The following is a 23,859-nucleotide window of genomic DNA, read 5'->3' as shown; positions in this document are numbered from 1 at the left end:
ATTTTCCTTTCAATCGGTGGAGGCCGGGGCGGACTGCCCGTCCCGGTGCTCCGGGGTCGCCTGGGTGGAGTCCGAGAGAATCCGGTTGCGCCTGAACTGACGTCGAGTGAAGAGCCTCGGTCCTGCGGCGATCATCGCCGCCAGGATGATGGCGCCCTGGACCGTCGGGCGCCAGGTTGCGGCGATCCCGACGAAGTTGAGCAGCGTGAACAGGCTCTCCAGCACGAATGCTCCGGCGACCGCGGAGAGCAGCCAGCCCCGACCGCCGCCGAGCACGACGCCGGCGATCACACAAGCGGTGATCGCCGTGAACTCGTATCCTGCACCAACGGACGGGTGCACCCCCGCGTAGCCGACCAGCAGGATCGCCGCGACCGTCGCCGCGAACGCGGAGATGATGTACGCGCGCGTCTGCAGCCACCACACACGGGTGCCGGTGAGTCGCGCCACTTGCGCGTTCGCCCCCGACAGCAGCAGCAGGCGGCCGAACGGCCTCCGCGTCAGCCACGCGGCGAGCAGCACGGTCACGACCAGCACCAGCACCGCCCATGGCAGATACCCCAGCACGGGGAGCTCGATCCCGCCGCGCCCAACGACCCTGAACTCGTCGACCGGATTCTGCCCGGCCGAACCGCCCGTCGAATAGAAGGCCAGGCCCGAGAGCACGAGCATCATCCCGAGCGTCGTGATGAAGCCCGGCACGCGCAGAAGCGTGGTGACGAGGCCGTTCACGAGCCCCACGACCAGGGCGATGCCGAACATCAGCAGCAGGGTCGGAAGGATCCGGGCCGGGTCGTCGGACATCATCGTTCCCGCCAGCACCACCTGCACGCCGATGACCGCCCCCATCGAGAGGTCAAATTCTCCCGACACCAGGACGAAGTACTGGCCGATCGCGACGATGGCGACGGGGGCCATCCGCGCGATGAACCGGAGGAACTGGCCGGGCTCGCCGAGCTGGGGGTTGTAGAGGACGATCGCGATGAGCAGCACCGCCAGGATCACCCAGACGAATCCGCCCGGGGTGACGAGCGCGGCGCGGACCCGGGCGAGCAGGGGTGCACGCCCGGATGTGTACCGCGACTTCCCGGATGCGTTCACCTGGATGCTCTGAGTCATTTCACGGCTCCTTCCGCGGGAGCGGTTCTCGTCGCCCCGAAGCGTCTTCCCCTAGTCACCGAGACGCGGCGCGCGTAGAGCGCCACGGCGGCGATGATCACCACGCCGCGCACGACGTCCTTGAGGAAGGGGTTGATCTGGAGAATGCCCATTGCAGCATCGACGACGGCGAAGATCAGGATCCCTCCGAGCGTGCCCCAGAGCGTACCCCGCCCTCCCGCGAGGGTTGTGCCGCCGAGCACCACCGCCGCGATCGAGAGGAGGTCGTATCCTCCCTGGGCTCCGGCGGTCGGGCTTCCGACGCCGAGGCGCGCGACGATGACCAGACCGGCCAACCCGGCGCAGAGTCCGGAGAGGGCATGCGCCGTGAGCATCGGCATCGCTGGCCGGATGCCCGAGGTGCGGGTGACCTCGTGGTCGCCTCCCACCGCCAGGATGTGCATGCCGAGTCGCGTTCTCGACGTCAAGAGGAACGCGAGCACCAGGCAGAGCAGCATGAGCAGGGTCGACGCCGGGATCGGGCCGACGCCGGCGACCCCGAACGCTGCCAGCTCGGAGCTCGCCCTGCCCGTCGTGCCGCGGTAGTTGGTGGCGAGATATCCCGCAACCACCAACCCCACCCCGAGGGAGGCGATGAATCCGCTGAGCCGCAGGTAGCCGACGAGGACGCCGGTGACTGCGCCGACGACGGTCGTCGTGAGCAGCGCCGTGAGGATGCCGGGCACGGTCTGACCGGATTCGCCTCCCATCACCCCAGCGGCGAGCACGCTCGAGAGGCTCACGAGATACGCCACCGAAAGGTCGAGGCTCCCGACCATGACGACGAGCGTCTGCCCGATCGCGACCAGCCCGAGAACCGCGATGCTGGTCATGAGCACCGTGAGGTTGCCCGGCGTCAAGAGGTTGCGCCCGGTGGACCCGACCACCATCGCTGCGGCGGCCACGACCACCAGCAGTACCGCGTACACGCCGATCGTGGTCCCGTGGCGCCCGCGGAGGACCGCCCTGACCCCCGTCCCGCTCACGGCAGCCTCACCGCCCCGGTCGCGAGCGAGGCTATGGATTCTTCGGTGGCCCGCTCAGCCGTCTCCCCCTCAGAGAGATCGCCGACGATCGTCCCGTCCCGCATGACGAGGACCCGATCGCTCATGCCGATAACCTCGGGCAGTTCGGAGGACACCATCACGATGCCGTGCCCCTCCCCCGTCAGTCGGCGCATGAGCTCGTAGATGGTGCGTTTCGCCCCCACGTCGACGCCCCTCGTCGGTTCGTCCAGCAGGATGATCGAGGGCTCCATGAGCAGCCACTTCGCGAGCACGACCTTCTGCTGATTGCCTCCCGACAGGTACCGGATGATCTGCTCGGGGCCGCGCGCCGACACGTCCATGCTCTCGAGCAGCGGGCCGATCCTCTGCTTCGTCGACCGCCACCCCGCGGGCTTCCGGGACCAGGCGACGGCCATCGCGTTGTCCTCGATGGAGTGATCTAGGGCAAGGCCTGAATGCTTCCGATCCTCGGTAATGAAGGCGACCCCGGAGTCGATCGCCTGGGCGGGGGTGCGGGCCCTCCACCGCTCCTGTCTCATCCACATGCGGCCGCGGGTGAAGGGGGCCACCCCCGCGATCGCCTCGAGCAACTCCGTGCGCCCGGATCCCTGCAGGCCTGCGATGCCGAGGATCTCTCCGGCGTGCAGTGTGAGGTCGATGCCGTCGACCTGCTCGTTGCCCCCGCCGGAGATCGTCAGCAGTTCGTCGTTGTGCCCTCCCGACTCCTTCGGAGGGAAGAACACCGATAGGGGCCGCCCGACCATGAGGCGCACGACCTCGGACTCGTCGGTGTCCTCCGCTCCCAGCGTTCGGACCAGACGACCGTCCTTCAGCACCGTGATGCGATCGCACAGCTCGAAGATCTCCCGCATCCTGTGGGAGACGTAGAGCACCGCAACTCCCTGGTCGGTCAGCCTGCGAACGATCGTGAAGAGCAGTTCGACCTCGTGCTCCGCAAGAGCCGCGGTCGGCTCGTCCATCGAGATGATGCGCGGTTCGTAGCTCAGCGCCTTCGCGATCTCCACGATCTGCTGCTGCGCCACAGAGAGCGTTCCCACGAGCGCGGTCGAGGAGATGCCCTCCACGCCGATGTCTGTGAGCAGCTCCGCCGCCTGTCGCTCCATGCCCGAGACGTCGACGAAGCCGAACCGCTGCGGCTCCCTGCCGAGGAAGATGTTCTCGGCCACCGTGCGGTCGGGCAGCAGGTTGAGCTCCTGGTAGACCGTCGAGATCCCCGCGGCGTAGGCGTCGACGGGCGCCGAGAACGAGACCTGCTCCCCGTCGATCCGCATCGTGCCCGAATCGGCGTGCTGCGCCCCGGCGAGAATCTTCATCAGCGTCGACTTCCCGGCCCCGTTCTCACCGACGAGGCCGTGCACCTCCCCCGCCTCGATGGTGAGATCCACGTCCGTGAGTGCCGGGTAGCCGAAGAAGCTCTTCGACAGCCCCTGCGCTTCGAATGTGTGCATCATCGCACTCCACTTCACTGAGTGTTGGGAAACGCTTTCCCTATTGCCTGTGCTGCACAGATTACGGAGGCGCGGAGGGCAATGTCAAGGATTATCGATAATCGGTAGTAAGAATCGGAGTCACCTTATGATGGGCCGTACGGGTCGCCAGCGGTGACGCCTTCGCCGCACCTCGTTCGGTCGATCCACCCCAGCAGCTGAGGAGCAGCGAATGAGCACAGGTTCGTCAGAGCCCCCCGAGACCCCGCTGGATCGGCAGACGCTGTCCACCCGTGTGCGCGACTTCCTGCTCGTCGAGATCGCGAACGGTCGACTCGCGCCGGGAACCCCGCTGCGAGAGCTCGAGATCGCCAGGCGACTCGGGACGAGTCAGTCCCCCGTGCGAGAGGCCTTCCGAGAGCTCGTCGCCCTCGGTCTCCTCGAGACCCGGACCCACGTGGGAACTCGGGTCCGCAAGGTGGACGAGCAGGATCTCTCCGAGGCGGTGCCCGTTCGAGCCGTTCTCGAGGGGCTCGCTGCACGCCTGGCCGCACCGCGCGTGGCCGCGGATCCCGAACCGCTCACCATCGCTTTCGATCGCATGGTCGGTGTCGCCGACGACGGCGACAGGCTCGCGTACGCCAACGCGTCGACGCAGTTCCACAGGGAGATCGTGAAGGCCGCCGGTAACGGCTCCCTCCTGCGCGCGTGGAGCGCGCTCGGGATCGAGGTCCTGACGATCATGACGATGTTGACCACCGAGGAGACGCTGCACGCCGCGGCGGAGAGCCACCGGCCGCTCCTCGAGGCGCTGAGCGAGGGCGACATCGAACGGTCCGTCGAGATGGTGACCGAACACGTGGCAGCATACGTCCCCGGGTACTCCGCGGCTCTCCCTGACGACGGGCCAGGCCTCGCCGTCCGGGAGGCGGAGCTCCGATAGCGGCCCCGGATCAGCCCAGTCACTCCGCCGGCATCTCCCCACCGCGGGTGAGCGCGCGTCGCGGCTCCGCCATGGCGCGCTCAGCGCTTCCCACGATGTCCATGAGCGAGAGCACAGCGGCGATCCCCTCGGTGCTCGCCTCAGAATCGACGCGGCCGGGAACTTTCCCCCGACCTGACTGGCCGTCGCACGATCCCTCCCCCGTGATCACCAGGTCCGCTCCGACCGGGGCCCGATCGAACCCCATCAGCCGGCCGATCTCCGCTGCGCCGGGAACCAGTTCGGCACCCCAGGCGAGCAGACCGAATCCCGCACCCCCGGCCGCTCCGCTCCCCTCCGCATCGGCGCGGATCGGCCTATCAGAAGCTCCCGACAGGGGCTCCGCGTAGTGCGCGAGCGCACGGTCGACCCGCTCGATTTGGTCGGCGCGAAGCCCCTTCTGCGGGCCGAACACCGCCGCAGCGCCCGCCGGGCTGACGAGCGGATTCGTCACGTCGGTGACCACCAGCGTCTCCACCGCCGGCCGCAGCCCGCTCAAGTCGACGCCGGAGAGGCTCTCGCGCCCCCGCGCACCGAGCGGGATCCGCTCGCCGGCCCCGTCGAGGAAGTCCACCCCCAGCGCCCGCAGCAGCCCGCTGCCGCCGTCGGTGGATGCGCTCGACCCGATGCCGACGATCGGTCGCGACACCCCGGCGTCCACCGCAGCGGCGATCGCCGGCCCGAATCCGAGGGTGTTCGCATCCAACGGGCGCGGAGCGTCGAGCAGTTCGATGCCGGAGGTCGAGGCGACCTCGACGACCGCGCTGCCCCCCTGGGGCCCCTGGGCCGGCCGGCACCAGCAGCCAATTGGCGTCGACGGGCTCGTCCATCGGACCGGTCACCGTAACGGGCATCCGCTTCGCCTCGCCGACGGCGGCCGCGAACGCGTCGAGCGTCCCCTCGCCCCCGTCGGCCATCGGGAGGCGAGTCAGCTCGGCGCCCGGGGCCGCCTCCGCCCACCCCGCGGCGAGCGCGGGCACCGCGTCCGCAGCGGAGATCGTGCCCTTGAAACCGTCTGTGGCCAGAAGAACTCGCATCACTCCACTTTCGGTGTACTGCCTCGTACGACCACCTGCAGTTCGGGGCGCGGGCGCTTCATCCCTCGCAACCAGACGAAACGCCTCGTATCCGATCTCCTCGAGCGGCACGTGCACCGTCGTGAGCCCCGGGCTGACGTCGTGAGCCCCTGGGATGTCGTCGAACCCGCAGAAGGCGAGATCCCGCCCCACGGCGAGGCCAGCGTCGCGGGCGGCCGTCATCGCGCCGATGGCGATCACGTCGCTCATCCCGAAGACGAGCGTCCCCGCGGAGACTCTGTTGGAGACGGCCTGCTCCATCAGCGCCGCGCCCGTCTCACGGGCGAAGTCGCCGCGATAGCCCCGCTCGACCGCTCCGCCGTCCCGCCGAAGCCCTCGCCGAACCCCGACAGGCGATCGGCGGAGGTGCGCACACCTCCCGCGGCCACGAGCGCGATGGCCCTCCGGTATCCGAGGCCCGCCATCCGCGCCCCGATCGCACGCGCTCCACCGAAGTTGTCGATCAGGATCCGCGGCTCTCGCTGCCCGCCGAACGCAGCGACGCCGCCGCCCAGCTTCTCCAGCGCGTCGAACTCCCCCTCCAGTTCGGCGTCCTCGCCACTCGCACGCGATGAGGCGAGGATCACGCCGCGGGGCCTCTGCCCGCGCAGGGCGCGGACCATCCTCGCCTCGCACTGCAGATCGCGGCCGGGTCACCGCGATGGTCACGATGAGGTTCTCGGCCTCCGCGCCGCGGACCACCCCCGCCGCGATCATCCCGAAGTAGGGGGTCGGCGATGTCCGCGATGGTCGGAGAGGTGCCCCTGGCCGTCGTCTGGGCCGCGATGTTCGCAGTGTACCCCAGCGCTGTTCCTCACCTGGAACGAGCAGGAGCTGAAAGACGAGCTGTTCCCGCTGTGGCGGCTCATCGCCTACACGGGCATGCGCCGTAGCGAAGCCCTCGCGTTGAAGTGGATCGACGTCAACACGAAGGCGATGCGGGTCAGCATCCGCCGCGCGGTCGATACCGATGACTGGACGAAGTCCAAGCCCCCCGAAGACCGGCCACGCTCGGGTGATCGACGTGGAGGAGGACACCTTGAAAGTGCTCGCGTCCTACAAGGTCGCCCGCGCGGGACTCTCGTTCACGCTCGCGAAGGCCGACGCCTACATCTTCGGAGACGACGACGGGAAGCTGCGCTCACCCGACGCGATGACGAGCCGCTGGGATCGCCGCATGAACTGGCTCACCAAGAAGTACGACACCATGCACCGGGTCACGATCACGGGCTGCGTCACTCGCACCCGACGCTGCTGCTCGAACTCGGGGAGCACCCCAAGGTCGTCCAAGAGCGGTTGGGGCACTCAACGATCACCACGACGATAAACATCTACTCCCACGTCACCCCGACCATGCAACGGTCGGCCGTGACCCGCTTCGCCGCCCACCCCGGCAAGGCTTAGCACTTCTCCTAGCACTTCCGACGCGAAAGACCCCCAACCCGGAGAACTCAATCCCAGGTCGGGGGCCATTGCATTCGCGTGCGCGAGGGGGGACTTGAACCCCCACGCCCTAATACGGGCACTAGCACCTCAAGCTAGCGCGTCTACCTATTCCGCCACCCGCGCATTGGGTGTGATCCGTTCTCCGGAGCTTCTCACTCCGTTTCCCGAACCGAGAGACAACATTACCACCCCTCCGGGATCCCGACGAACCGGGGCGCACCCCGGGCGCGTCACCCGAGCGACACGCCGAACAGGAGACCGAGCAGATAGGTCACGGCGGCCGCCCCGAAGCCGATGCCGAGCTGCCGCAGGCCGCGCCGCAGCGGCGATCCCCCGGACAGGAGGCCGACCGTCGCACCGGTCAGCATGAGCGCGATCCCGACGAGCACGAGGGCGAGCAGCACCGCGGGCAGTCCACCGAGCCCGAGCAGCCACGGCAGGACCGGGATGATCGCACCCGACGCGAAGAAGAGGAAGCTCGAGAGCGCGGCGCGCCACGCCCCGCCGACGACCTCGTGGGCGTCGCCGTGCCGCGCGCGAGCGGGCATGCTGCCGCGCTTCGCATCCTCGATGACGGTGCGCGCGCGCTCGAGCGCCTCCTGCTCGCCGAGGCCGCGCGCCCGGTAGACGAGCGCGAGCTCGTTCGCCTCGAGGTCGAGATCGGGCAGACCCCCGTCCGCGTAGCCGCTCGGCTCCGTCGAGTCGAGCAGCTCGCGCTGCGAGCGGACCGACACGAACTCCCCGGCGCCCATGGAGAGCGCCCCGGCGAGGAGCCCCGCGATGCCGCTCAGCAGCACGAACTCGGGGGCGACCCCGGCCGCTCCGATCCCGAGGACCAGGGCGAAGTTGCTGACGAGCCCGTCGTTGGCGCCGAAGACGGCTGCGCGGAACGTGCCGGACAGCCGACGACGCCCCTTCGCGGCGAGGCCGCGCACGACCTCGTGGTGGATCTTCTCGTCGGCGCGCATCGCCGCGGTCGCCGACGGCTCGCTGTCGTAGGGCGAGCGCGCCTCGGCGTTCTGCGCGAGAGCGAGGACGAACACCGAGCCGAAGCGCCCGGCCATCCACCCGAGCAGACGCGTGCGCACGCTCGCGGACGGCAGCTTCGCCGGCTCGCCGCCCAGCAGCTCCACCCAGTGCGCCTCATGGCGCCCCTCGGCCTCCGCGAGGGCGAGGAGGATCTCCCTCTCCTCACCCGAGCGCCGCCGCGCGAGCTGCTCGTAGACGGCGGCCTCCGCGCGCTCGTCGACGAGGTACTGCGCCCACCTGCGGCGGTCTGCGGGGGTCGGGGCGAGCGGATGGTCGGAGGGCGCGGCCAACGTCGGGCTCCTTCGTGGAGAGGTGAGGGGGATGCCTCCACGCTAGTTCGCGGCTCGCCGCGTCACCGCGTCAGGACGCGGATTGACAGCATTTCGGAGCGCCGAACGAGCCTCAGCTGTGCACGCGCCGGCGGAGCGTGTCGATGCGCTTCTGGAGCTGCGCGACGGTCGCCTGCGCGACGGCCGGACCCCCGCACGTCTTCCGGAGCCAGGCGTGGATCGCGCCATGCGGCTCGCCCGACTGGCGCGCGTAGACGCCCACGAGGCTGTTCAGCAGCTGGCGCTGCTCCTTGAGGGTGCGGTGCAGCGGAGCGGGGAGGGTCGTCTCCTCCCCCGTCGACTGCGTGCGCGCCTCGCGCGCCTCCCGGTGCTTCGACTGGCGGCTCTGCCGCTGCATGAGCAGCTCGTGCACGTGCTCGGGCTCGAGCAGGCCGGGCAGCCCGATGAACTCGAGCTCCTCGTCGGTTCCCGGTTCCGCGAGCTGCCCGAACTGCTGCCCCTCGAATACGACGCTGTCGAAGTGCGCGACGGAGCCGAGCGACTGGAACTCGAACTCCTGCGTGAGCGCGTCGGACGCCTTGTCGCCGCGCTCCGCCGCCTCGAGCAGCGCGTCGTCGAGCCCGTCCTCGTCCTTCTCGCCGCGGTCGAGGACGTGGTCGCGCTGCCGCTCCATCTCGGTCGCGAGGGCCATGAGCACGGGGATGTTCGGCAGGAAGACGCTCGCGGCCTCTCCCCTGCGGCGAGCGCGCACGAAGCGCCCGATCGCCTGCGCGAAGAACAGCGGGGTCGACGACGACGTCGCGTAGACCCCGACCGCGAGCCGCGGCACGTCGACGCCCTCCGACACCATCCGCACCGCGACCATCCAGCGCGTGGTGTTCGCGGAGAACTGCTCGATGCGGCTCGATGCCTCGGCCTCGTCGGAGAGCACGACCGTCGGGCGCTGGCCCGTGATCTCATGCAGGATCTTCGCGTACGCGCGGGCGTTCGTCTGGTCGGTGGCGATGACGAGGCCGCCGGCATCGGGCACGTGGTGCCGGATCTCGGTGAGCCGCTTGTCCGCGGAGCGCAGGACAGCGGGCATCCAGTCGCCGTTCGGATCGAGCGCCGTCCGCCACGCCTGCGACGTGATGTCCTTCGTGTTGTCCTGGCCCAGATGCGCCTCGAGCTCGTCTCCGGCCTTCGTGCGCCAGGTCATGTGGCCCGAGTAGACGTGGAAGAGCACGGGGCGCACGACGCCGTCGGCGAGCGCGCGGCCGTATCCGTAGCTGTAGTCGGTGATCGAGGTGCGCAGGCCCTGCGCGTCGGGCGCGTACTCGACGAACGGGATGGGCGCCTCATCGCTGCGGAACGGCGTTCCGCTGAGGGAGAGGCGCCGGACCGCGGGCGTGTACGCCTCGCGGATGCCGTCGCCCCAGCTGAGGGCGTCACCGCCGTGATGCACCTCGTCGAGGATGACGAGCGTGCGCGCGCTCTTCGTGAGCTCGCGATGCACCTCGGGCTTCATCGCGACCTGTGCATAGGTCACGACGACCCCGTGATAGTGGCGCGCCGGCTGCCAGTGGCTGTTCTTGAACTCGGGATCGAGGCGGATGCTCACGCGCGCCGCGGCGTCGGCCCACTGCGTCTTGAGGTGCTCGGTCGGGCACACGACGATGATCCGATCGACCTCGCCGCGATGGCGCAGCTCGTTCGCGAGGGTCAGCGCGAAGGTCGTCTTGCCGGCGCCGGGGGTGGCGGCGACGAGGAAGTCACGGCGGTCGGGCTGCGCGAAGTAGATGTCGAGCGCCTCCTGCTGCCACGCGCGCAGCTTGCCCGCCGTCCCCCAGGGAGCTCTCTGCGGATAGGACGGACTCAGCACGGGGATCAACCCTAGACGGTGCCGCGGACACGATCTCCAGCGTTCGTCGAGACTAGCCCCGGGCGCCGAAACCGGTGCGGGGTGCGCTGGTCTCGACGACCGGGACTAGTCTCGATAGGCGCGGGCGAGGCACGGAGGCGAGGGACCATGGCGACGGGCGACGAGACGCGGATGGCGGCGGCCGACAACGAGGGAGTCCACCCCTGGCGGCGCTATGTCGCGCTCGGCGACTCGTTCACCGAGGGGATCGGCGACCCGGATCCTGCGGCTCCGGGCGGCCACCGCGGATGGGCGGATCGCGTCGCCGAGGTGCTGGCGACGCAGGTCGACGACTTCGCCTACGCCAACCTCGCCGTGCGCGGGCGCCTCATCGGCCAGATCGTCGACGAGCAGGTCGAGCCGGCGATCGCGCTGCGCCCCGACCTCGTGACGTTCTGCGCGGGCGGCAACGACGTCATCCGCCCCGGCACCGATCCCGACGCGATCGCCGCCCAGTTCGAGGCAGCCGTCGAGCGCCTGGGCTCTCAGGGCGCGACGATCGTCGTCTTCACCGGGATCGACGTCGCCTGGACGCCGGTCTTCCGACCGTTCCGCGGCAAGATCGCGATCTACAACGAGAACATCCGGGCGATCGCCGACCGCCACGACTGCGTCGTCGCCGACCAGTGGGCGCTCAAGGAGATCCAGGATCCGCGCTTCTTCGCGGCCGACCGGCTGCACATGAACCCGCTCGGGCACCACGAGGTCGCCCGCATGGTGCTGCGCGCGCTCAACGTCCCGAACGACCTGCAGCCGCTCCAGCCCGACCCGCGGCCCGCGACCTCCTGGCGCGCGGCGCGGCAGAACGATCTCGTGTGGGCCCGCAGCCACCTCGTCCCGTGGGTGCTGCGGCGGCTCCGCCATCAGTCCTCGGGAGACTTCGTCTCGGCGAAGCGCCCGCAGCCCGGCCCGGTCTCGATCGCGGAGGACTGACCGTCAGCCCGCGGGCGGGTGCTGCAGCGCCCACAGCGCGACTGCCGCCGCCGATGCGACGTTGAGCGAGTCGACGCCGCCCGCCATGGGGATCGTCACGACGGTGTCGGCCGCGGCGAGCGCGCGACGGCTGAGCCCGTCGCCCTCGGAGCCCATGGCGAACGCGACCCGCTCCGGGCGGCGGGCGGCGAAGGCATCGAGCGGCACCGCGTCGTCGGCGAGCGCCATGGCTGCCAGGTGAAAGCCCGACGCGGTGAGCAACTCGCGCGCGCCCACGCCCTCCCGAGGCGCCCACTCCGGCAGCCGCGTCCAGGGCACCTGGAACACGGTTCCCATACTCACCCGCACGCTGCGACGGTAGAGGGGGTCCGCGCACCGCGGCGTCACGAGCACGGCGTCCGCACCGAGACCTGCGGCCGCGCGGAACGCGGCGCCCACGTTGGTGTGGTCGACGATGTCCTCGAGCACGAGCACTGTCCTCGCGTGAGCGAGCACCTCCGCGACCGCGGGCGGCTCAGGACGCTGCATGGCCGCGAGCATGCCCCGGTGCACCGCGAACCCCGTCACCTGCTCGGCGACCTCGTCGGGGACGACGTACACCGGGACTTCCCGATCGCCCACGAGCCGCTCGACGTCCGGAAGCCACTTGCGCGCCGTGAGCACCGACCGCGGCGCGTGGCCCGCGGCGAGCGCACGGCCGAGCACCTTCGCGGACTCGGCCATGTAGAGGCCGCGCTCGGGCTCGCTGACGCGGCGCAGCGCCACGTCGGTGAGGTCGCGGTAGTCGGCGAGGCGCTCGTCGGCGGGGTCGTCGATCGGCTGCAGGATCATCCGTCCATCGTCCCATCCGGGCGCGGGATGAGCCGTCCGTAACCTCCGCGAAAGACAGCGCGCCTAGACTCGGCCACGAGGAGGCTCCATGGTTCTCACCGAGCGGATCGACGCGGGCGCGGCCGCCGGCGTCCGACAGGCGATCGAGGTGCTCGCCGGGCGCCGCATCGCCGTGCTGACCGGTGCCGGCGTGTCGACGGACTCCGGCATCCCCGACTACCGCGGCGAGGGTGCGCCCCGCCGCACGCCGATGACGGCGCAGACGTTCCTCTCCGACGAGGCGGCGCGGCGGCGCTACTGGGTCGGATCGCACCTCGGCTGGAAGGCGTTCGCGGCCGCCGAGCCCAACGCGGGGCACGCCGCGATCGCCGCTCTCGAGCGCACGGGCGTCGCCACGGGCGTCGTCACCCAGAACGTCGACGGGCTCCACCTGCGCGCGGGATCGCGCAGGGTCGTCGAGCTGCACGGCACGATGCGCCGGGTTCTCTGCACGCACTGCGGGCAGGTGTTCGACCGCCGCGACGTCGGCGAGCGCCTCGAGCGGGAGAACCCCTGGATCACGGTGCCGGACCGCGTGCAGCTCGGGCCGGACGGCGATGTCCTCCCCGCGTCGTCGGAGGGCTTCGTCGTCCCGGACTGCACGGTGTGCGGAGGCGTCCTGAAGCCCGAGGTCGTGTTCTTCGGCGAGTTCATCCCCGCGGAGAAGTTCCGGGAGGCCGAGCAGCTCGTGGCCACGAGCGGGGCCCTGCTCGTGGCGGGCTCCTCGCTCGTCGTGAACTCGGGCATCCGTCTCGTCGAGCGCGCACGGCGTCGTCGGATCCCCGTCGTGATCGTCAACCGCGGGGAGACCCGCGCCGACCGGCGCGCGACGGTGAAGGTCGACGCGGGCACGAGCGAGGTGCTCGCCGCGCTGGCCGACGAGCTCCCAGCCCTTCGAGGATCCGGCGCTCTCTGAGGCGCGTGCCCCTAGGCTCGAGGGGTGACCGTCATCACCCTCGTCCGCCATGGGCAGACCGACTGGAACATGCTCGGCCGCGTGCAGGGCCGCACCGACATCCCACTCAACGACACCGGACGCGCTCAGGCGCGCGAGGCCGCTGAGGCGCTGCGCCACGGCGGATACGCAGCGGTCGTGTCGAGCCCGCTGAGCCGCGCACGAGAGACCGCCGAGATCATCGCCGGCGTCCTGGGGGTGCCGGGGCCCGCCCTGTACGACGGGCTCGTCGAGCGCGACTACGCCTCAGCCGAGGGCATGACCTCGGAGGACCTCTGGAAGCTCCAGCGCCGCGCCATGGGTCCTGACGCCGAGAGCGACGAGGCGGTCGCGACCAGGGCCGTGGCCGCGCTGCGCGACGCCGCTGCGGCGCACGCGCATGTCGACGGACCGCTCATCGCGGTCGCGCACGGGTCGCTCATCCGAGTTCTCATCGCCCTCGCTTCGGACGGTGAGTTCCCCCGCCCCGGCGAGCGCGTCGAGAACGGGTCGCAGCACGCGTTCCGCCTGGACGACGACGGCCTCTCGCTCCTGTCGTACTCCGCAGTCCCCGCCGACTGACCCACGCGTCTCTCCCGCGCCAACCGAGACACGCCGATCTGGCGTCTCAGCTCACGGCGTCGATGAAGGCCTCGAGGCCCATCCCGTAGTCGATGCGCACGCGCGGGAGGGCGAGCTTGTCGGCGCCCGGGCGGACGAACCCCGGCTCGATCGTCACCGCCATCTCGAAACCCGCGTCGGCGACGCCCTGCTTGCTCCGCTCATCGTAATGGCCGAACGGGTAGGCGACGACCTCCGCCGCCCCGAGGATGTCCGCCGACGTGCGCAGATCCGCGGCGATCTCCTCGGGGGTCCAGTTGACCATCCGTCCGCGCCCGTCCGCACCCGGATCGTGCATGTCGTGCGTGTGCGAGCGCTGCAGCACGTACGGCGACGGCGTCGGCTCCGAACGCCACTTCGTGATGACGAACGACGTCGCGAGCACGCCGTGCTCGTCGAGCACGGGCACCGCGAGGTCGAACCACGACGCGTGCGCATCGTCGTCCGTGACGATGACCGAGCGCTCGGGCAGCCGCAGCCGCCCGTCGATGAACGCCGACAGCTCGCGCCAGCTCGGCAGGTAGTAGCCCTCGTCGGCGAGATAGGCCATGTGCTGCTCGAAGTCGCCTGCATACGCCCAGTTGAGCCGGAGGGGGTCGTCCACGCCGGCGGGGTCGGCGGTGAACTGGTGGTACATGAGGATCGGCACCCCGACGTCGGCGGCTGCCGTCTCCTCGGGGGTCGTCCACGCGGCGTGCAGCGGGAGCCTCCGGTCCTCGTCGCATGAGACGACGTCGGCGATGTTCACGCGCTGTGCGACGTCGAGGGCCGCCGCCGCCTCTGCGTCGAGGTACCAGCCGGCGAATACCGCGCCCTCGCGCTCCGGCAGCGGCAGCTCGGCGACGTGCGCGCCCTCGGTGGCGAGAACGGGATCGAGCGCGATGCCCTCCCCCGCGAAGGTGACAGCGCACGCGGCAGGGTCGCCGGCCTCCTCGAGCAGCGCGGCGGCCGCGTCGGGCGCTGCGGTCGGGCTCGACGGTGCTGATGCACCGGGGGCTGTTGCACCGGGGGCGGATGCACCGGGCTCGGATGGCGAGGACGAGGACGGCGCGGATGGCGCGCACGAGAGCACGAGGACCGCTGCCGCGGCGACGACGGGAAGCGCGAGGAGGCGGCGGGAAGCTCTCATATCCCGGTCAGGATAGCCGCTCGCGCAGTCACGGCCGTGTCGGCCGGGGTTCCGGACCAGCACGCGCAATCGATCCGATAACGACTGAGCAGGATGCGCAATCGCGCGACGGCCCGGGTGCTACCGTCTCTCTCTATGGCCTCCCTCGATCACGTCGATCTCGAGCTCCTCGCCGCGCTCTCCGAGGACCCGCGGGCGACGGTCGTCGCGCTCGCGGAGCGCCTTCGCCTCTCCCGCAACACCGTGCAGGCCCGCATGGCGCGCCTTGAGCGCGCGGGCGTGTTCCACTCGTTCGAGCGCGCGATCTCGACCGAGGGCCTGGGCTTCCCGCTCCAGGCGTTCCTGTCGATCGGCGTGCGCCAGCCCGAGCTCCCTGCGATCACGGACGAGCTGCGGCGAATCCCCGAGGTCATCCAGGTCTACGGCGTGAGCGGGCAGGTCGACCTGCTCGCGCTCGTCGCGTGTCGCGACGCGCGCCACCTCTTCGACGTCGACGCCCGCATCCTGTCCGTCTCGGGTGTCGAGCGCACCGAGACGTCCCTCGTGATGAGCGAGGCCATCCCCTACCGCGTGAGCGGCCTCATGGAGCTCGCGCGCCGCGAGCGCTGAGCGCGCCTCACACGAACGAGCGGATGGCCTCGGCCGCTTCCGCGGGCCTCTCGTAGTGGATGAGGTGGCCGACGTCGGCCAGCTCGACGAGCCGCGCATCGGGGAACAGCCCGCGCAGCGCGCGCTCGGCCTCGATCGGCGTGATGTCGTCGCGGTCGGCGGCGATGAGCAGCGTGGGCTGGGCGATGCGCGGGGCGAACGCGCGCACATCGTGCGACACGCTCGTGACGAACGCCTCGCGCAGCGCCTGCCGGTCGGAGAACCCCGAGAAGAAGCGATCATGCTGGTCGTGGATCCAGCGGCGCAGGGCCCTGTCGCGCGTCTTCGCCATCGCGATGCTCATGATCCGCACGATCACCGGCCAGCGCAGGAGCCACGTGCCGACGGGATCGGGCAGCCGAGCGCCCGCCGCGTAGTAGAGCACCGCCAGGCGCGTCAGCACGCCCCGGGGCCCCTCGAGCGCGGGCGCGCCGATCGGGTTCACGAGGATGAGCCGCGGTGTCGGCAGTCCGCGGGCGACGGCCGCGGACGCGACGATCGATCCGAACGAGTGCCCGAGCACGACGGCGCCCGGCGCGACCTCGGCGGCGAAGGCGGTGAGCCACGCGACGAACGCATCCAGGTCGAGGGGCCGGCCCGGCACGGGCGGCGTCTCGCCGAAGCCCGGCAGGTCGGGCATGACGACGCGCACGCCGGGCAGATGCGCGACGACCGGCTCGAGCCCGTGGTGGTCCCCGCGGAACCCGTGCACCGCCAGGATGCTCGTCTCGGCGTCGTCGGGCCCGTACACCCAGTAGGCCGTCCGCGTGCCCAGGACCTCGACCTCCGCGCGGCGGACGGGGATGCGGGCGAGGCGGGACGCGTACGGGGAGGCGACGGGCACCGCACGAGTCTACGTTCGCCGGGGTGGCATACGCGGGTTTGTCCCCGCTGCGCCCTACATTCTCCCTATGGCGACATCATGGCCGGATCCGCCGCCCCTGTTCGAGCTCGACGACGCGGGCGAGCGCCCCACCTGGTTCGCCGCGCCCGGCGGGCGCCTGGATCGCCTCGGGGTGTTCGACCTCGAGACGACGGGCGTCGACGTCGAGTCCGACCGCATCGTCACGGCCTACGTCGGACTCCTGTCGGCCGACGGCACGGTCCTGCGGTCGCGTCACTGGATGGCTGACCCGGGCATCGACATCCCCGAGGGAGCGACCGCGGTCCACGGCATCACGACCGAGCGGGCGCGCGCGGAGGGGCGCCCGGCAGCCGAGGTCGTCGCCGAGGTCGTGTCGGCTCTCCGCGAGATCTTCGCCGAGGGCGTGCCGATCGTCGCGTACAACGCGCCCTTCGACTTCTCCCTGCTCAAGCACGAGGCCCTGCGCCACGGCGTCGAGCCGATCGCGTCGCCCACCCCCGTGCTCGATCCGCTCGTCGTGGACAAGACGTGCGACCGGTATCGCCGCGGCAAGCGCACGCTCGCGACCGTCGCGGCGCACTACGACGTGGTCCTCGAGGCCGCGCACGACGCGTCGGCCGACGCCGTGGCCGCGGGGCGGCTCGCCTTCGCGCTCGTCGAGCGCTACGCGGGGATGCTCCCCGAGGATGTCGCGGAGCTGCACGACCGGCAGATCGGCTGGGCGCGCGAGCAGGCGGAGAGCCTCACCGAGTACTTCGTGAAGATCGGCCGGCTCGACCCCGCCGACGCGCTCGACGGCAGCTGGCCGATCCGCTGACGATCAGGACGACGAGCGCGCGCGCCACTCCTCCCAGCTCGCCATGAGCTGCTCGATGGCGGCGTGGAACTTCGCCGTGGCGACCCCCGGCGTCGTGTCGCCGAAGTAGTGCGCGACCCAGTGCGCGAGGCGCTGCGCTGCCTCGGGGTCCTCGCGCACGCGCTCGACGTGCGCGACGATGTCGGGGGCGTCCGCCGGCTCGAGCCACTCGCACGCCGACAGGTAGCCGCCCTCGTCGATCTCCGCGGCGGGATCGGCGGGCCTCGTGATGAGCAGGGGCTTGCCGACCGCGAGCCGGTCGTAGACCATCGCCGAGATGTCGACGATCGCGACATCGGCCGCTGCGAGCTGCCATCCGAGCTCCGGCCGATCGTCGTAGACGTGCTGCGCGGACGGGTCCTTCTGGTTCGCCGCGCGGATGGCCTGGATGATCCGCTCGTTCGCCTCGCCGAACGCCGCGTTGACGACGCCGCTGCGCGGATGCGGACGGTAGATGACGCGGTGGCGGCCGGTCGCGAGCAGCGCCGCGACGAGCGCCTCCCCGTGCGAGGCCACCGAGCCGTAGCGCGCGGCGGGGCGGTCGCCCTCCCAGGTCGGCGCGTAGAGCACGACCGTGCGCTCGTCGGGCGTGTAGGGCAGCTCGCCCGAGTAGTGATCGGCCTGCGGGCGGCCGATCTCGATCGTGCGCGCATCGACGTCGTAGTCCCACAGCACGCGGGAGAGGCGGTCTCGCGCGGCCTGGCCCGCGACGAGAGCGCGGTCGTAGGCCTTGTACTGATTGGTCGTCATGTACATCTTGTCGGACTCGCCGTGGTTGATGAACACGTGCCAGCGCTCGCCGTACCGGAACATCTGGAAGTTGCGCGTGTTCTGGTTCACGTAGAGCACGATGCGGATGTCCTGCGCCTCCAGGAACCGCTCGATGCTCGTCACGCTCGGGGTGAACGCCACCGGCAGCGCGCCGTCGTCGAGAAGCGCCTGCGCCCCGAGCGAGTTGCGCGCCATGACGACGACCGGCCAGCGCTCGGCGAGCTCCTGCAGCGGTCGGTACCACTGGCGCATCTGGTACATGTTGACCGCGCCGTCGGCGAAGTACACCGCGATGCGGAACCTTCGGGGGGTGAGCGGGGGCCGCGTGGCGAGCGTGCGGCGCACCGTCCTGTGTGCGTTCCGCGTCGCGACGGCCTTCCGGAGGAGCTTGATCGCCTTCTTCACATCGCGCGTCACACCCACCCGACCAGGCTACCGGGGGCTTTCCCGGCGGCCGTCATGGGATGATCGTCGAATGCGTAACGATCCCCTGCCGGGCCCCCGCGCGCCTCGGAGGGACGCGCCGTCGGTCCCGCTCGACGCGGGTGTGTCGTTCGTGATGCCGGTTCTCAACGAGGCCCCGTACCTGCGCCGCGCGGTCGAGTCGACCCTCGCGCAGGAGATCCCCGGGCCCGTCGAGCTCGTCCTCGCGCTCGGACCCTCGTCCGACGGCACGACCGAGCTCGCGCGCGCTCTCGCGGAGGAGGATGAGCGCATCGTCCTCGTCGACAACCCCGCCGCCGACATCCCGGTCGGGCTCAACGCGGCCATCCGCGCAAGCACGCACCCCACGATCATCCGCGTCGACGCCCACTCGGAGCTCACGCCGGGCTACGCGGCCCGCGCTCTGGAGACGCTCGCTCGCACCCGCGCGGGCAACGTCGGCGGCGTCATGCGGGCAGACGGACGGACGCCGTTCCAGCGCGCAGCCGCCTGGGCGTACAACTCCCCCGTGGGGCTGGGCGGCGGCGCGTACCACGGAGGGTCGCGCGAGGGCGAGGCCGAGTCGGCGTACCTCGGCGTCATGCGACGCGCCGTTCTCGAGGAGGTCGGGCTCTTCGACGAGACCATCCGCCGCGGCGAGGACTGGGAGCTCAATCTGCGCATCCGCACGGCGGGCTACCGCGTCTGGTTCGATCCCGCGCTGTCGGTGACGTACTGGCCGCGCGAGCGGTGGACGCGCCTCGCGCAGCAGTTCCTCGCCACCGGCCGCTGGCGCGGTGAGCTCTTCCGCCGCTACGGACGCCGCAACTCGCTCAAGTACTTCGCGCCGCCCGCGCTCGTGATCCTCGTGGCGCTCGCCGCGATCAGCGGGGCACTGCAGCTCGCCGGCGTGCCCGCTCCCGGTCTCGCCGTCGCGACGTGGGCCCTGTGCGCACCGCTCGTCGCCTACGCCGCGCTCGTCGCGGCGGTCGCGATCGGCGCGCGGGCGCCCGGGCCGTTCGGATGGCGGGAGCGGGCATGGCTGCTCGCGGTGCTGCCGACCATGCACCTGTCGTGGGGAACGGGGTTCCTCACGGGCGCCGTGCGCGGCGCGCACGACACCGTCGACACCTCGCGCCTCTCCGGACGCAACACGCCGCTGCCGTAGCGGTCAGCCGACCGGCAGGAGCCCCTGGTCGATGAGGCGCGCGACCACGCGCTCGGCGGCACGGCCGTCCTCGCGCGCATTGAAGGCGCGTCGCCACGCCGCGTAGCGCTCGGCGTACTCCGCGGGATCCGCCGCGAGCGCGGCGAGGAGGCCGTCCATGTCCTGCACGAGCGGGCCGGGGGCGCGCGCGGCGAGGTCGAAGTAGAACCCGCGCAGAGCGCCCCGGTAGTGGGCGAGATCGGGCACGAGGAAGTACATGGGCTTGCCCGTGACGCTGAAGTCGAACATCACCGACGAGTAGTCGGTGATGAGCGCATCGGCGGCGAGGAGGAGCTCTGACGTGTCGGGGTACGCCGTGACGTCGACGACCCGCGGACCCGCGACGTCGCGCCCGGGGATGAGGGTGCGCGAGTGCCCGCGGACGAGCACGACGGCGTCCGCCTCGACCGCGAGTCGCGCCGGGTCGATGAACGCCACGATCTCGTCGCGGTCGTCGCGCCAGGTCGGCGCGTACAGCAGCACGCGCTCCCCCGGCTCGATGCCGAGGCGCTCGCGCACGGCCAGCGGGTCGCCCGTGACGAGCGCGTCGTTGCGCGGGTAGCCCTCGACCCAGACGGGCTTGCGAAAGAAGGCGTAGGCGCGCGCGAGGATCCTCGCGGCGTACGGATTCTGCGCGAGGAGCACGTCCCACCGGCGCGACTCCTTGATCACCGCTCCCCATCGGCGCGGCGCGAACCCCTTGCGGTGGAGGGCGAGGCGCTTGAGCGGCGTGCCGTGCCAGGTCTGCAGCACGCGCTGGCCATCACGGCGGGCGAACGCGCGGCGGAGCCAGTCGTTGACGATCACGAGCTTCGCGACGCTCCGGGCGCGCCACCACTCGGGGCTCCCCTCGACGACCGCGACCGCGCCATCCGGGACGGCCACGGAGAGGTCGACCACGCTCCAGTAGCGGGTGACCCCCGGGGCGCGGAGCGCGATCTCCCGGTCGAGCGCGAGCGGGTTGCAGCTCGCGCTGCGCCCGTAGAAGCTCTCGAAGAAGACCGCGTCCTCGAGCGGCGCGGTGTGCGAGAGGTAGCGGCGCTCGAGCGAGCCCTGCGCCTCTCCGCCGTCGTACACGGGGTCGACGGGCGGGCCGATGAGCACCGTGTCGCCGTCGAGCTGCGCGCGCAGCGTGCCCAGCATCTCGACCGGCAGCGTCGCATCGAGCTCGGCGCCGGCGACGGCCACGCGATAGCGTCCGGACGGGAGCGGTCGCTCGGGCCCGCCCCAGCGTGCCGCGACGAGCGCGAAGCGCACCGACCATCCGTCCCCGCTCGCGGAGACCGCCCCTTCGACCGCCGCGCGCGAGCCCTCGAGGCGCGCCGAGGCGGGCGCGTCCCCCTCTCCCTCCACGACGAGGGCGGGGCCGTCCTGCTCGAACCGGGCGGTCGTCATCGGTGTCCTCTCCTCGGGCCCCTGGCCCGCGCGCGTCGAGCGACGATCGCGTCGTGCACACGGCGAGCGCTGCCGCCGTCGCGGAACGCGTGCACGCGCTCGCTCAGTCTCGCAGACCGCGCGGTGCGATCTGCGAGCGCCGCGGGGTCGGAGGCGACCTCCGTCAGCTGCGCGACGAGGCCGGGCCAGCCGGTCGCGTAGTCCTCGCCGGCGACGTCCTCGTATCGGCCGTAGAAGCCCCGTCGCGCGCGGTACGCCTCCAGATCGGGGGCAAGGTACAGCACGGGCAGGGGCACGAGGCCCGCGTCGTACGCGAGCGACGAGTAGTCCGTCACGAGGACATCCAGTCCGGGGAGCGCCGCCGTGACGTCGCCCAGCCGATCGGAGCCGAGGTCGCGGACCCGGTCCGTCGGGAAGGGCGGCACGTACGCGCCTGCACCCAGACGGTGCGAGCGGACGAGCAGCACGAGGTCGGCTGCGGCGAGCGCGTCGACGATCTCGCGCCATTCCTCGGCCGTGGGAACGGCCGGGTCGGGCTCGCCGTCGCGCCAGGTCGGGGCGTAGAGCACAAGACGCGCGCCGTCGGGAAGATCGCCGACCGCCGCACGCAGGAGCTGCCGCGCGCGAGCCCTGCGCTCATCCGCGGTGCCCGCGCTGAGCACGTCGACCCGGGGCTCCCCCGTCACCGCCACCCGGTCATCCGGCAGCGCGAACGCCGACTCGAGGCGCCCCCGCACGAGGTGCGACGCGGCAGGGAGCAGCCGGATCCGGCGCTGCGCTCCCCGGTACAGCCGGGCCAGCAGCCCGCGGACGAGCATCGAGTCGGGCAGCAGCGCCGAGCGGACCGTCTCGGGCGAGTCGAGGCCGATGCGCTTGAGCGGGATGCCGTGCCAGAGCTGCACGAGGAATCCGCCCGACACGGCATACGGGTTCACATCGCCCGTGCCGTAGGACACGACGAGCACGCCGCCGCGCGCGGTCGCCCAGAACCCGCGCCAGGAGAGCTTCGGGAGGGTCGGGATCCCCCGCGCGGCCGCCTCCTCCGCCTCGCGCGGGTCCGACGTCAGCCACACGGCCCGGTGACCCTCGGCGGCCGCCACCTCCCACAGCGCGAGCGGCCCGTCGCCGACGCCCGCGCCGCATCCGAAGACCCAGCGGTCGCCGCGTGGGATCGCGAGGGTCGCGATCCTCCCCAGCGCATACAGGGGCAGGCGCAGGAGCTTCGCCGCGTTGCCCGCACCGAACGAGAAGGACGCCACCCCACGAGCGTACTGGTGGGGCGGCGTCCTTCCGGTCAGCCCGCTCTCACGGGCGCCGGGTCGTCACTCGAGGGTGCCGAGCTCGACCGTCGCGGTGTGCTCCTCGCCGTCGCGCACGTAGACCACCTCTGCCTCGCTGCCGCCGGCGGCCGCGCGGACCTGGGCGGTGAGATCGACGGCGTCGTTGATCTTGGCGCCGTTGAACCGCGTGACGATGTCGCCCTCCTGCAGTCCGGCGGCCTCGGCGGCACCGCCCTCGACGACCTCGGCGATGTACGCGCCCGTGATGGTCGCGCCCTCGACCTGGCTCGAGGGCTGCACGCTCGCGCCGAGGAGGCCGTGCGTCGCGGTGCCGTTCTCGATGATCTCGTTCGCCACCCGCTCGACGACGTTCGACGGGATCGCGAAGCCGACGCCGATCGATCCGGACTCCGACGAGCTCTGATCGGCCGTCGCGATCGCGACGTTCACGCCGATGAGCTTGCCCTCGCTGTCGACGAGCGCGCCGCCGGAGTTGCCCGGGTTGATCGCGGCGTCGGTCTGGATGACCGAGATCGCGATGGACTCGCTCGCCTGCGCCTGCTGGTCCTCCTGGCCGGGGATGTCGAAGAACCAGGGGCTCGATCCCTCTCCCTGCCCCTCGTCCTCGCCCTCGACGCTGTCGCCCTCGGGCGCCGCGGCCGACGCGATCTCGATGCTGCGGTTGAGCGCGCTCACGATGCCCGTGGTCACCGTGTTGGCGAGGCCGAGGGGCGCGCCGACGGCGACCGTCGTGGCGCCCACGTTGAGCTTCGACGAGTCGGCGAACTCGATCGGCGTGAGACCAGACGCGCCCTCGAGCTTGATCACCGCGAGGTCGTAGGTGGGGTCGGTGCCGACGATCGTGGCGTCGTAGATGCGGCCGTCGCTCGCCGTGACCCGCACGGTCGCGTCGGCCGCCGTGCCGCCGAGGGTCACGACATGCGTGTTCGTGACGACGTAGCCGTCCTCGCTGATGACGACGCCCGATCCGCTGCCCGACGACTGCCCGCCGGCCACCTCGATCGTGACGACGCTCGGCAGCACCTCGGTCGCGACCGCCGTGGCCTCGTTGACCGACCCGGGGTTGTTCACCGTGATGTTCGACGGCGCGCTGCCCGACTCCGCGACGGATCCGCCGCCGGCCGTCAGGGAGTTCGAGACCCAGCCGCCGCCGAAGCCCGCGCCGCCGCCGACGAGCGCGGCCACGAGGATGGCCGCGGCCACGCGGCCGCCGCCCTTCGACTTCCGCTCCTCCGCGCGCGGCTGCGGCGCCCACACGGCCTGCGGCGGGCCGTCGTGCGGAAGCGGCTGCGTGGGCTGCGTCGCGCCGAACGCCGCGCCCTGCCCCTCGCCCTGCGCCTCGTACGCGCTCTGCGCGCGGTAGGGAGCCCCCGGGTGACCGGGAGCGGCGTGCGGCGGAGCGGCGTGCGGCGGCGTCGGCTGCGCGGGAGCCTCCTGCGGCCGCCCGTAGCCCGTCGGCGGCGCCGGCCGCGGCGGGATGTTCAGAGGGGTGTCTTCGGAACGCTGCTCGTCCATGGGTGCTCCTTCTTCCACGTCCTCTTCAGGGTGATCCCGCAGTCTGTGTGCTTCC

Annotated in this window: 21 protein-coding genes, 1 tRNA gene and 1 pseudogene; 8 read left to right on the top strand and 15 right to left on the bottom strand. The window is 71.6% G+C overall.

Annotated elements, in window-relative coordinates:
- Positions 1–9: 9 nt before the first annotated feature.
- Genes ACWXWW_RS07760 through ACWXWW_RS07750 form a run of 3 tightly spaced genes read right to left on the bottom strand, consistent with a single transcriptional unit; the run spans position 10 to position 3,634 of the window.
- Entirely contained in the window at positions 10–1,119 is a 1,110-nt protein-coding gene (locus ACWXWW_RS07760) for an ABC transporter permease (protein ID WP_455969527.1), read from the bottom strand.
- Positions 1,116–2,144, bottom strand: a complete 1,029-nt coding sequence (locus ACWXWW_RS07755) for an ABC transporter permease (RefSeq protein ID WP_455969526.1) — start codon at positions 2,142–2,144, stop codon at positions 1,116–1,118. The genes ACWXWW_RS07760 and ACWXWW_RS07755 overlap by 4 nt, the downstream gene beginning before the upstream one ends.
- The gene (locus tag ACWXWW_RS07750; RefSeq protein ID WP_455969525.1) at positions 2,141–3,634 is read right to left on the bottom strand and encodes a sugar ABC transporter ATP-binding protein; all 1,494 of its coding nucleotides are present in this window, start codon (positions 3,632–3,634) and stop codon (positions 2,141–2,143) included. The genes ACWXWW_RS07755 and ACWXWW_RS07750 overlap by 4 nt, the downstream gene beginning before the upstream one ends.
- A 211-nt stretch (positions 3,635–3,845) precedes the next feature.
- Between ACWXWW_RS07750 and ACWXWW_RS07745 the strand changes: the two genes are divergently transcribed.
- The gene (locus ACWXWW_RS07745; RefSeq protein ID WP_455969524.1) at positions 3,846–4,556 is read left to right on the top strand and encodes a GntR family transcriptional regulator; all 711 of its coding nucleotides are present in this window, start codon (positions 3,846–3,848) and stop codon (positions 4,554–4,556) included.
- Positions 4,557–4,575: 19 nt separating this feature from the next.
- Here the strand turns inward: ACWXWW_RS07745 and ACWXWW_RS07740 are convergent, their stop codons facing one another.
- On the bottom strand, positions 4,576–5,322 hold the full coding sequence (locus ACWXWW_RS07740) for a glycerate kinase (protein ID WP_455969537.1): 747 nt from the start codon (positions 5,320–5,322) through the stop codon (positions 4,576–4,578).
- 124 nt (positions 5,323–5,446) lie between these two features.
- Positions 5,447–6,388: pseudogene (locus ACWXWW_RS07735) on the bottom strand (substrate-binding domain-containing protein); the annotation flags it as partial.
- 165 nt (positions 6,389–6,553) lie between these two features.
- Here ACWXWW_RS07735 and ACWXWW_RS07730 point away from each other — a divergent pair.
- Positions 6,554–7,075 carry a tyrosine-type recombinase/integrase gene (locus ACWXWW_RS07730; protein ID WP_455969523.1) on the top strand — a complete coding sequence of 174 codons (522 nt, stop codon included), beginning with the start codon at positions 6,554–6,556 and terminating at the stop codon, positions 7,073–7,075.
- Positions 7,076–7,154: 79 nt separating this feature from the next.
- Here ACWXWW_RS07730 and ACWXWW_RS07725 read toward each other — a convergent pair.
- The 3 genes from ACWXWW_RS07725 to ACWXWW_RS07715 form a co-directional block, all read right to left on the bottom strand.
- Positions 7,155–7,240: transfer RNA gene (locus ACWXWW_RS07725), tRNA-Leu, on the bottom strand.
- 107 nt (positions 7,241–7,347) lie between these two features.
- Complete coding sequence (locus tag ACWXWW_RS07720; RefSeq protein ID WP_455969522.1) at positions 7,348–8,436, bottom strand: VIT1/CCC1 transporter family protein; 1,089 nt, start codon at positions 8,434–8,436, stop codon at positions 7,348–7,350.
- A gap of 112 nt (positions 8,437–8,548) precedes the next feature.
- The gene (locus tag ACWXWW_RS07715) at positions 8,549–10,306 is read right to left on the bottom strand and encodes a DEAD/DEAH box helicase (protein WP_374727734.1); all 1,758 of its coding nucleotides are present in this window, start codon (positions 10,304–10,306) and stop codon (positions 8,549–8,551) included.
- 138 nt (positions 10,307–10,444) lie between these two features.
- Here ACWXWW_RS07715 and ACWXWW_RS07710 point away from each other — a divergent pair, with 138 nt between their 5' ends.
- The gene (locus ACWXWW_RS07710) at positions 10,445–11,269 is read left to right on the top strand and encodes an SGNH/GDSL hydrolase family protein (protein ID WP_282977987.1); all 825 of its coding nucleotides are present in this window, start codon (positions 10,445–10,447) and stop codon (positions 11,267–11,269) included.
- A 3-nt stretch (positions 11,270–11,272) separates the two neighbouring features.
- Here ACWXWW_RS07710 and ACWXWW_RS07705 read toward each other — a convergent pair whose 3' ends face one another.
- Positions 11,273–12,100 carry a TrmH family RNA methyltransferase gene (locus ACWXWW_RS07705; protein WP_455969521.1) on the bottom strand — a complete coding sequence of 276 codons (828 nt, stop codon included), beginning with the start codon at positions 12,098–12,100 and terminating at the stop codon, positions 11,273–11,275.
- Between the two features lie 88 nt (positions 12,101–12,188).
- Between ACWXWW_RS07705 and ACWXWW_RS07700 the strand changes: the two genes are divergently transcribed.
- Both ACWXWW_RS07700 and ACWXWW_RS07695 read left to right on the top strand, forming a co-directional pair.
- Positions 12,189–13,055 (top strand): Sir2 family NAD-dependent protein deacetylase, encoded by an 867-nt coding sequence (locus tag ACWXWW_RS07700; protein WP_271172118.1) that lies wholly within the window; start codon positions 12,189–12,191, stop codon positions 13,053–13,055.
- Positions 13,056–13,079: 24 nt separating this feature from the next.
- The gene (locus ACWXWW_RS07695; protein WP_271172119.1) at positions 13,080–13,655 is read left to right on the top strand and encodes a histidine phosphatase family protein; all 576 of its coding nucleotides are present in this window, start codon (positions 13,080–13,082) and stop codon (positions 13,653–13,655) included.
- Positions 13,656–13,701: 46 nt separating this feature from the next.
- Here ACWXWW_RS07695 and ACWXWW_RS07690 read toward each other — a convergent pair whose 3' ends face one another.
- A complete protein-coding gene (locus ACWXWW_RS07690; RefSeq protein WP_455969520.1) occupies positions 13,702–14,823 on the bottom strand; it encodes a polysaccharide deacetylase family protein in 1,122 nt (373 codons plus the stop codon).
- Between the two features lie 135 nt (positions 14,824–14,958).
- On the opposite strand from ACWXWW_RS07690, the gene ACWXWW_RS07685 reads away from it, so the two are divergent.
- Entirely contained in the window at positions 14,959–15,432 is a 474-nt protein-coding gene (locus tag ACWXWW_RS07685) for an Lrp/AsnC family transcriptional regulator (protein WP_271172121.1), read from the top strand.
- Between the two features lie 7 nt (positions 15,433–15,439).
- Here the strand turns inward: ACWXWW_RS07685 and ACWXWW_RS07680 are convergent, their stop codons facing one another.
- The gene (locus tag ACWXWW_RS07680; protein ID WP_455969519.1) at positions 15,440–16,315 is read right to left on the bottom strand and encodes an alpha/beta fold hydrolase; all 876 of its coding nucleotides are present in this window, start codon (positions 16,313–16,315) and stop codon (positions 15,440–15,442) included.
- A gap of 67 nt (positions 16,316–16,382) precedes the next feature.
- Here ACWXWW_RS07680 and ACWXWW_RS07675 point away from each other — a divergent pair, with 67 nt between their 5' ends.
- Entirely contained in the window at positions 16,383–17,153 is a 771-nt protein-coding gene (locus ACWXWW_RS07675; protein WP_271172123.1) for a 3'-5' exonuclease, read from the top strand.
- A 3-nt stretch (positions 17,154–17,156) separates the two neighbouring features.
- Here the strand turns inward: ACWXWW_RS07675 and ACWXWW_RS07670 are convergent, their stop codons facing one another.
- Entirely contained in the window at positions 17,157–18,386 is a 1,230-nt protein-coding gene (locus tag ACWXWW_RS07670; protein ID WP_282977997.1) for a CDP-glycerol glycerophosphotransferase family protein, read from the bottom strand.
- 136 nt (positions 18,387–18,522) lie between these two features.
- Here ACWXWW_RS07670 and ACWXWW_RS07665 point away from each other — a divergent pair, with 136 nt between their 5' ends.
- Positions 18,523–19,554 (top strand): glycosyltransferase family 2 protein, encoded by a 1,032-nt coding sequence (locus tag ACWXWW_RS07665; RefSeq protein WP_421074550.1) that lies wholly within the window; start codon positions 18,523–18,525, stop codon positions 19,552–19,554.
- A 3-nt stretch (positions 19,555–19,557) separates the two neighbouring features.
- On the opposite strand, the gene ACWXWW_RS07660 is transcribed toward ACWXWW_RS07665, so the two are convergent.
- From ACWXWW_RS07660 to ACWXWW_RS07650, 3 genes are all read right to left on the bottom strand, one after another.
- A complete protein-coding gene (locus ACWXWW_RS07660; RefSeq protein ID WP_282977999.1) occupies positions 19,558–20,988 on the bottom strand; it encodes a CDP-glycerol glycerophosphotransferase family protein in 1,431 nt (476 codons plus the stop codon).
- The gene (locus ACWXWW_RS07655; protein ID WP_455969518.1) at positions 20,985–22,247 is read right to left on the bottom strand and encodes a CDP-glycerol glycerophosphotransferase family protein; all 1,263 of its coding nucleotides are present in this window, start codon (positions 22,245–22,247) and stop codon (positions 20,985–20,987) included. Before ACWXWW_RS07655 ends, ACWXWW_RS07660 begins: the two co-directional genes overlap by 4 nt.
- Positions 22,248–22,310: 63 nt before the next feature.
- Positions 22,311–23,804, bottom strand: a complete 1,494-nt coding sequence (locus ACWXWW_RS07650; RefSeq protein ID WP_455969517.1) for a S1C family serine protease — start codon at positions 23,802–23,804, stop codon at positions 22,311–22,313.
- Positions 23,805–23,859: the final 55 nt, after the last annotated feature.

It is taken from the genome of Microbacterium sp. KNMS, from assembly GCF_053851835.1.
The sequence above is the reverse complement of the archived record's forward strand: the minus strand, read 5'-3'. Positions and strand labels throughout refer to the sequence as shown.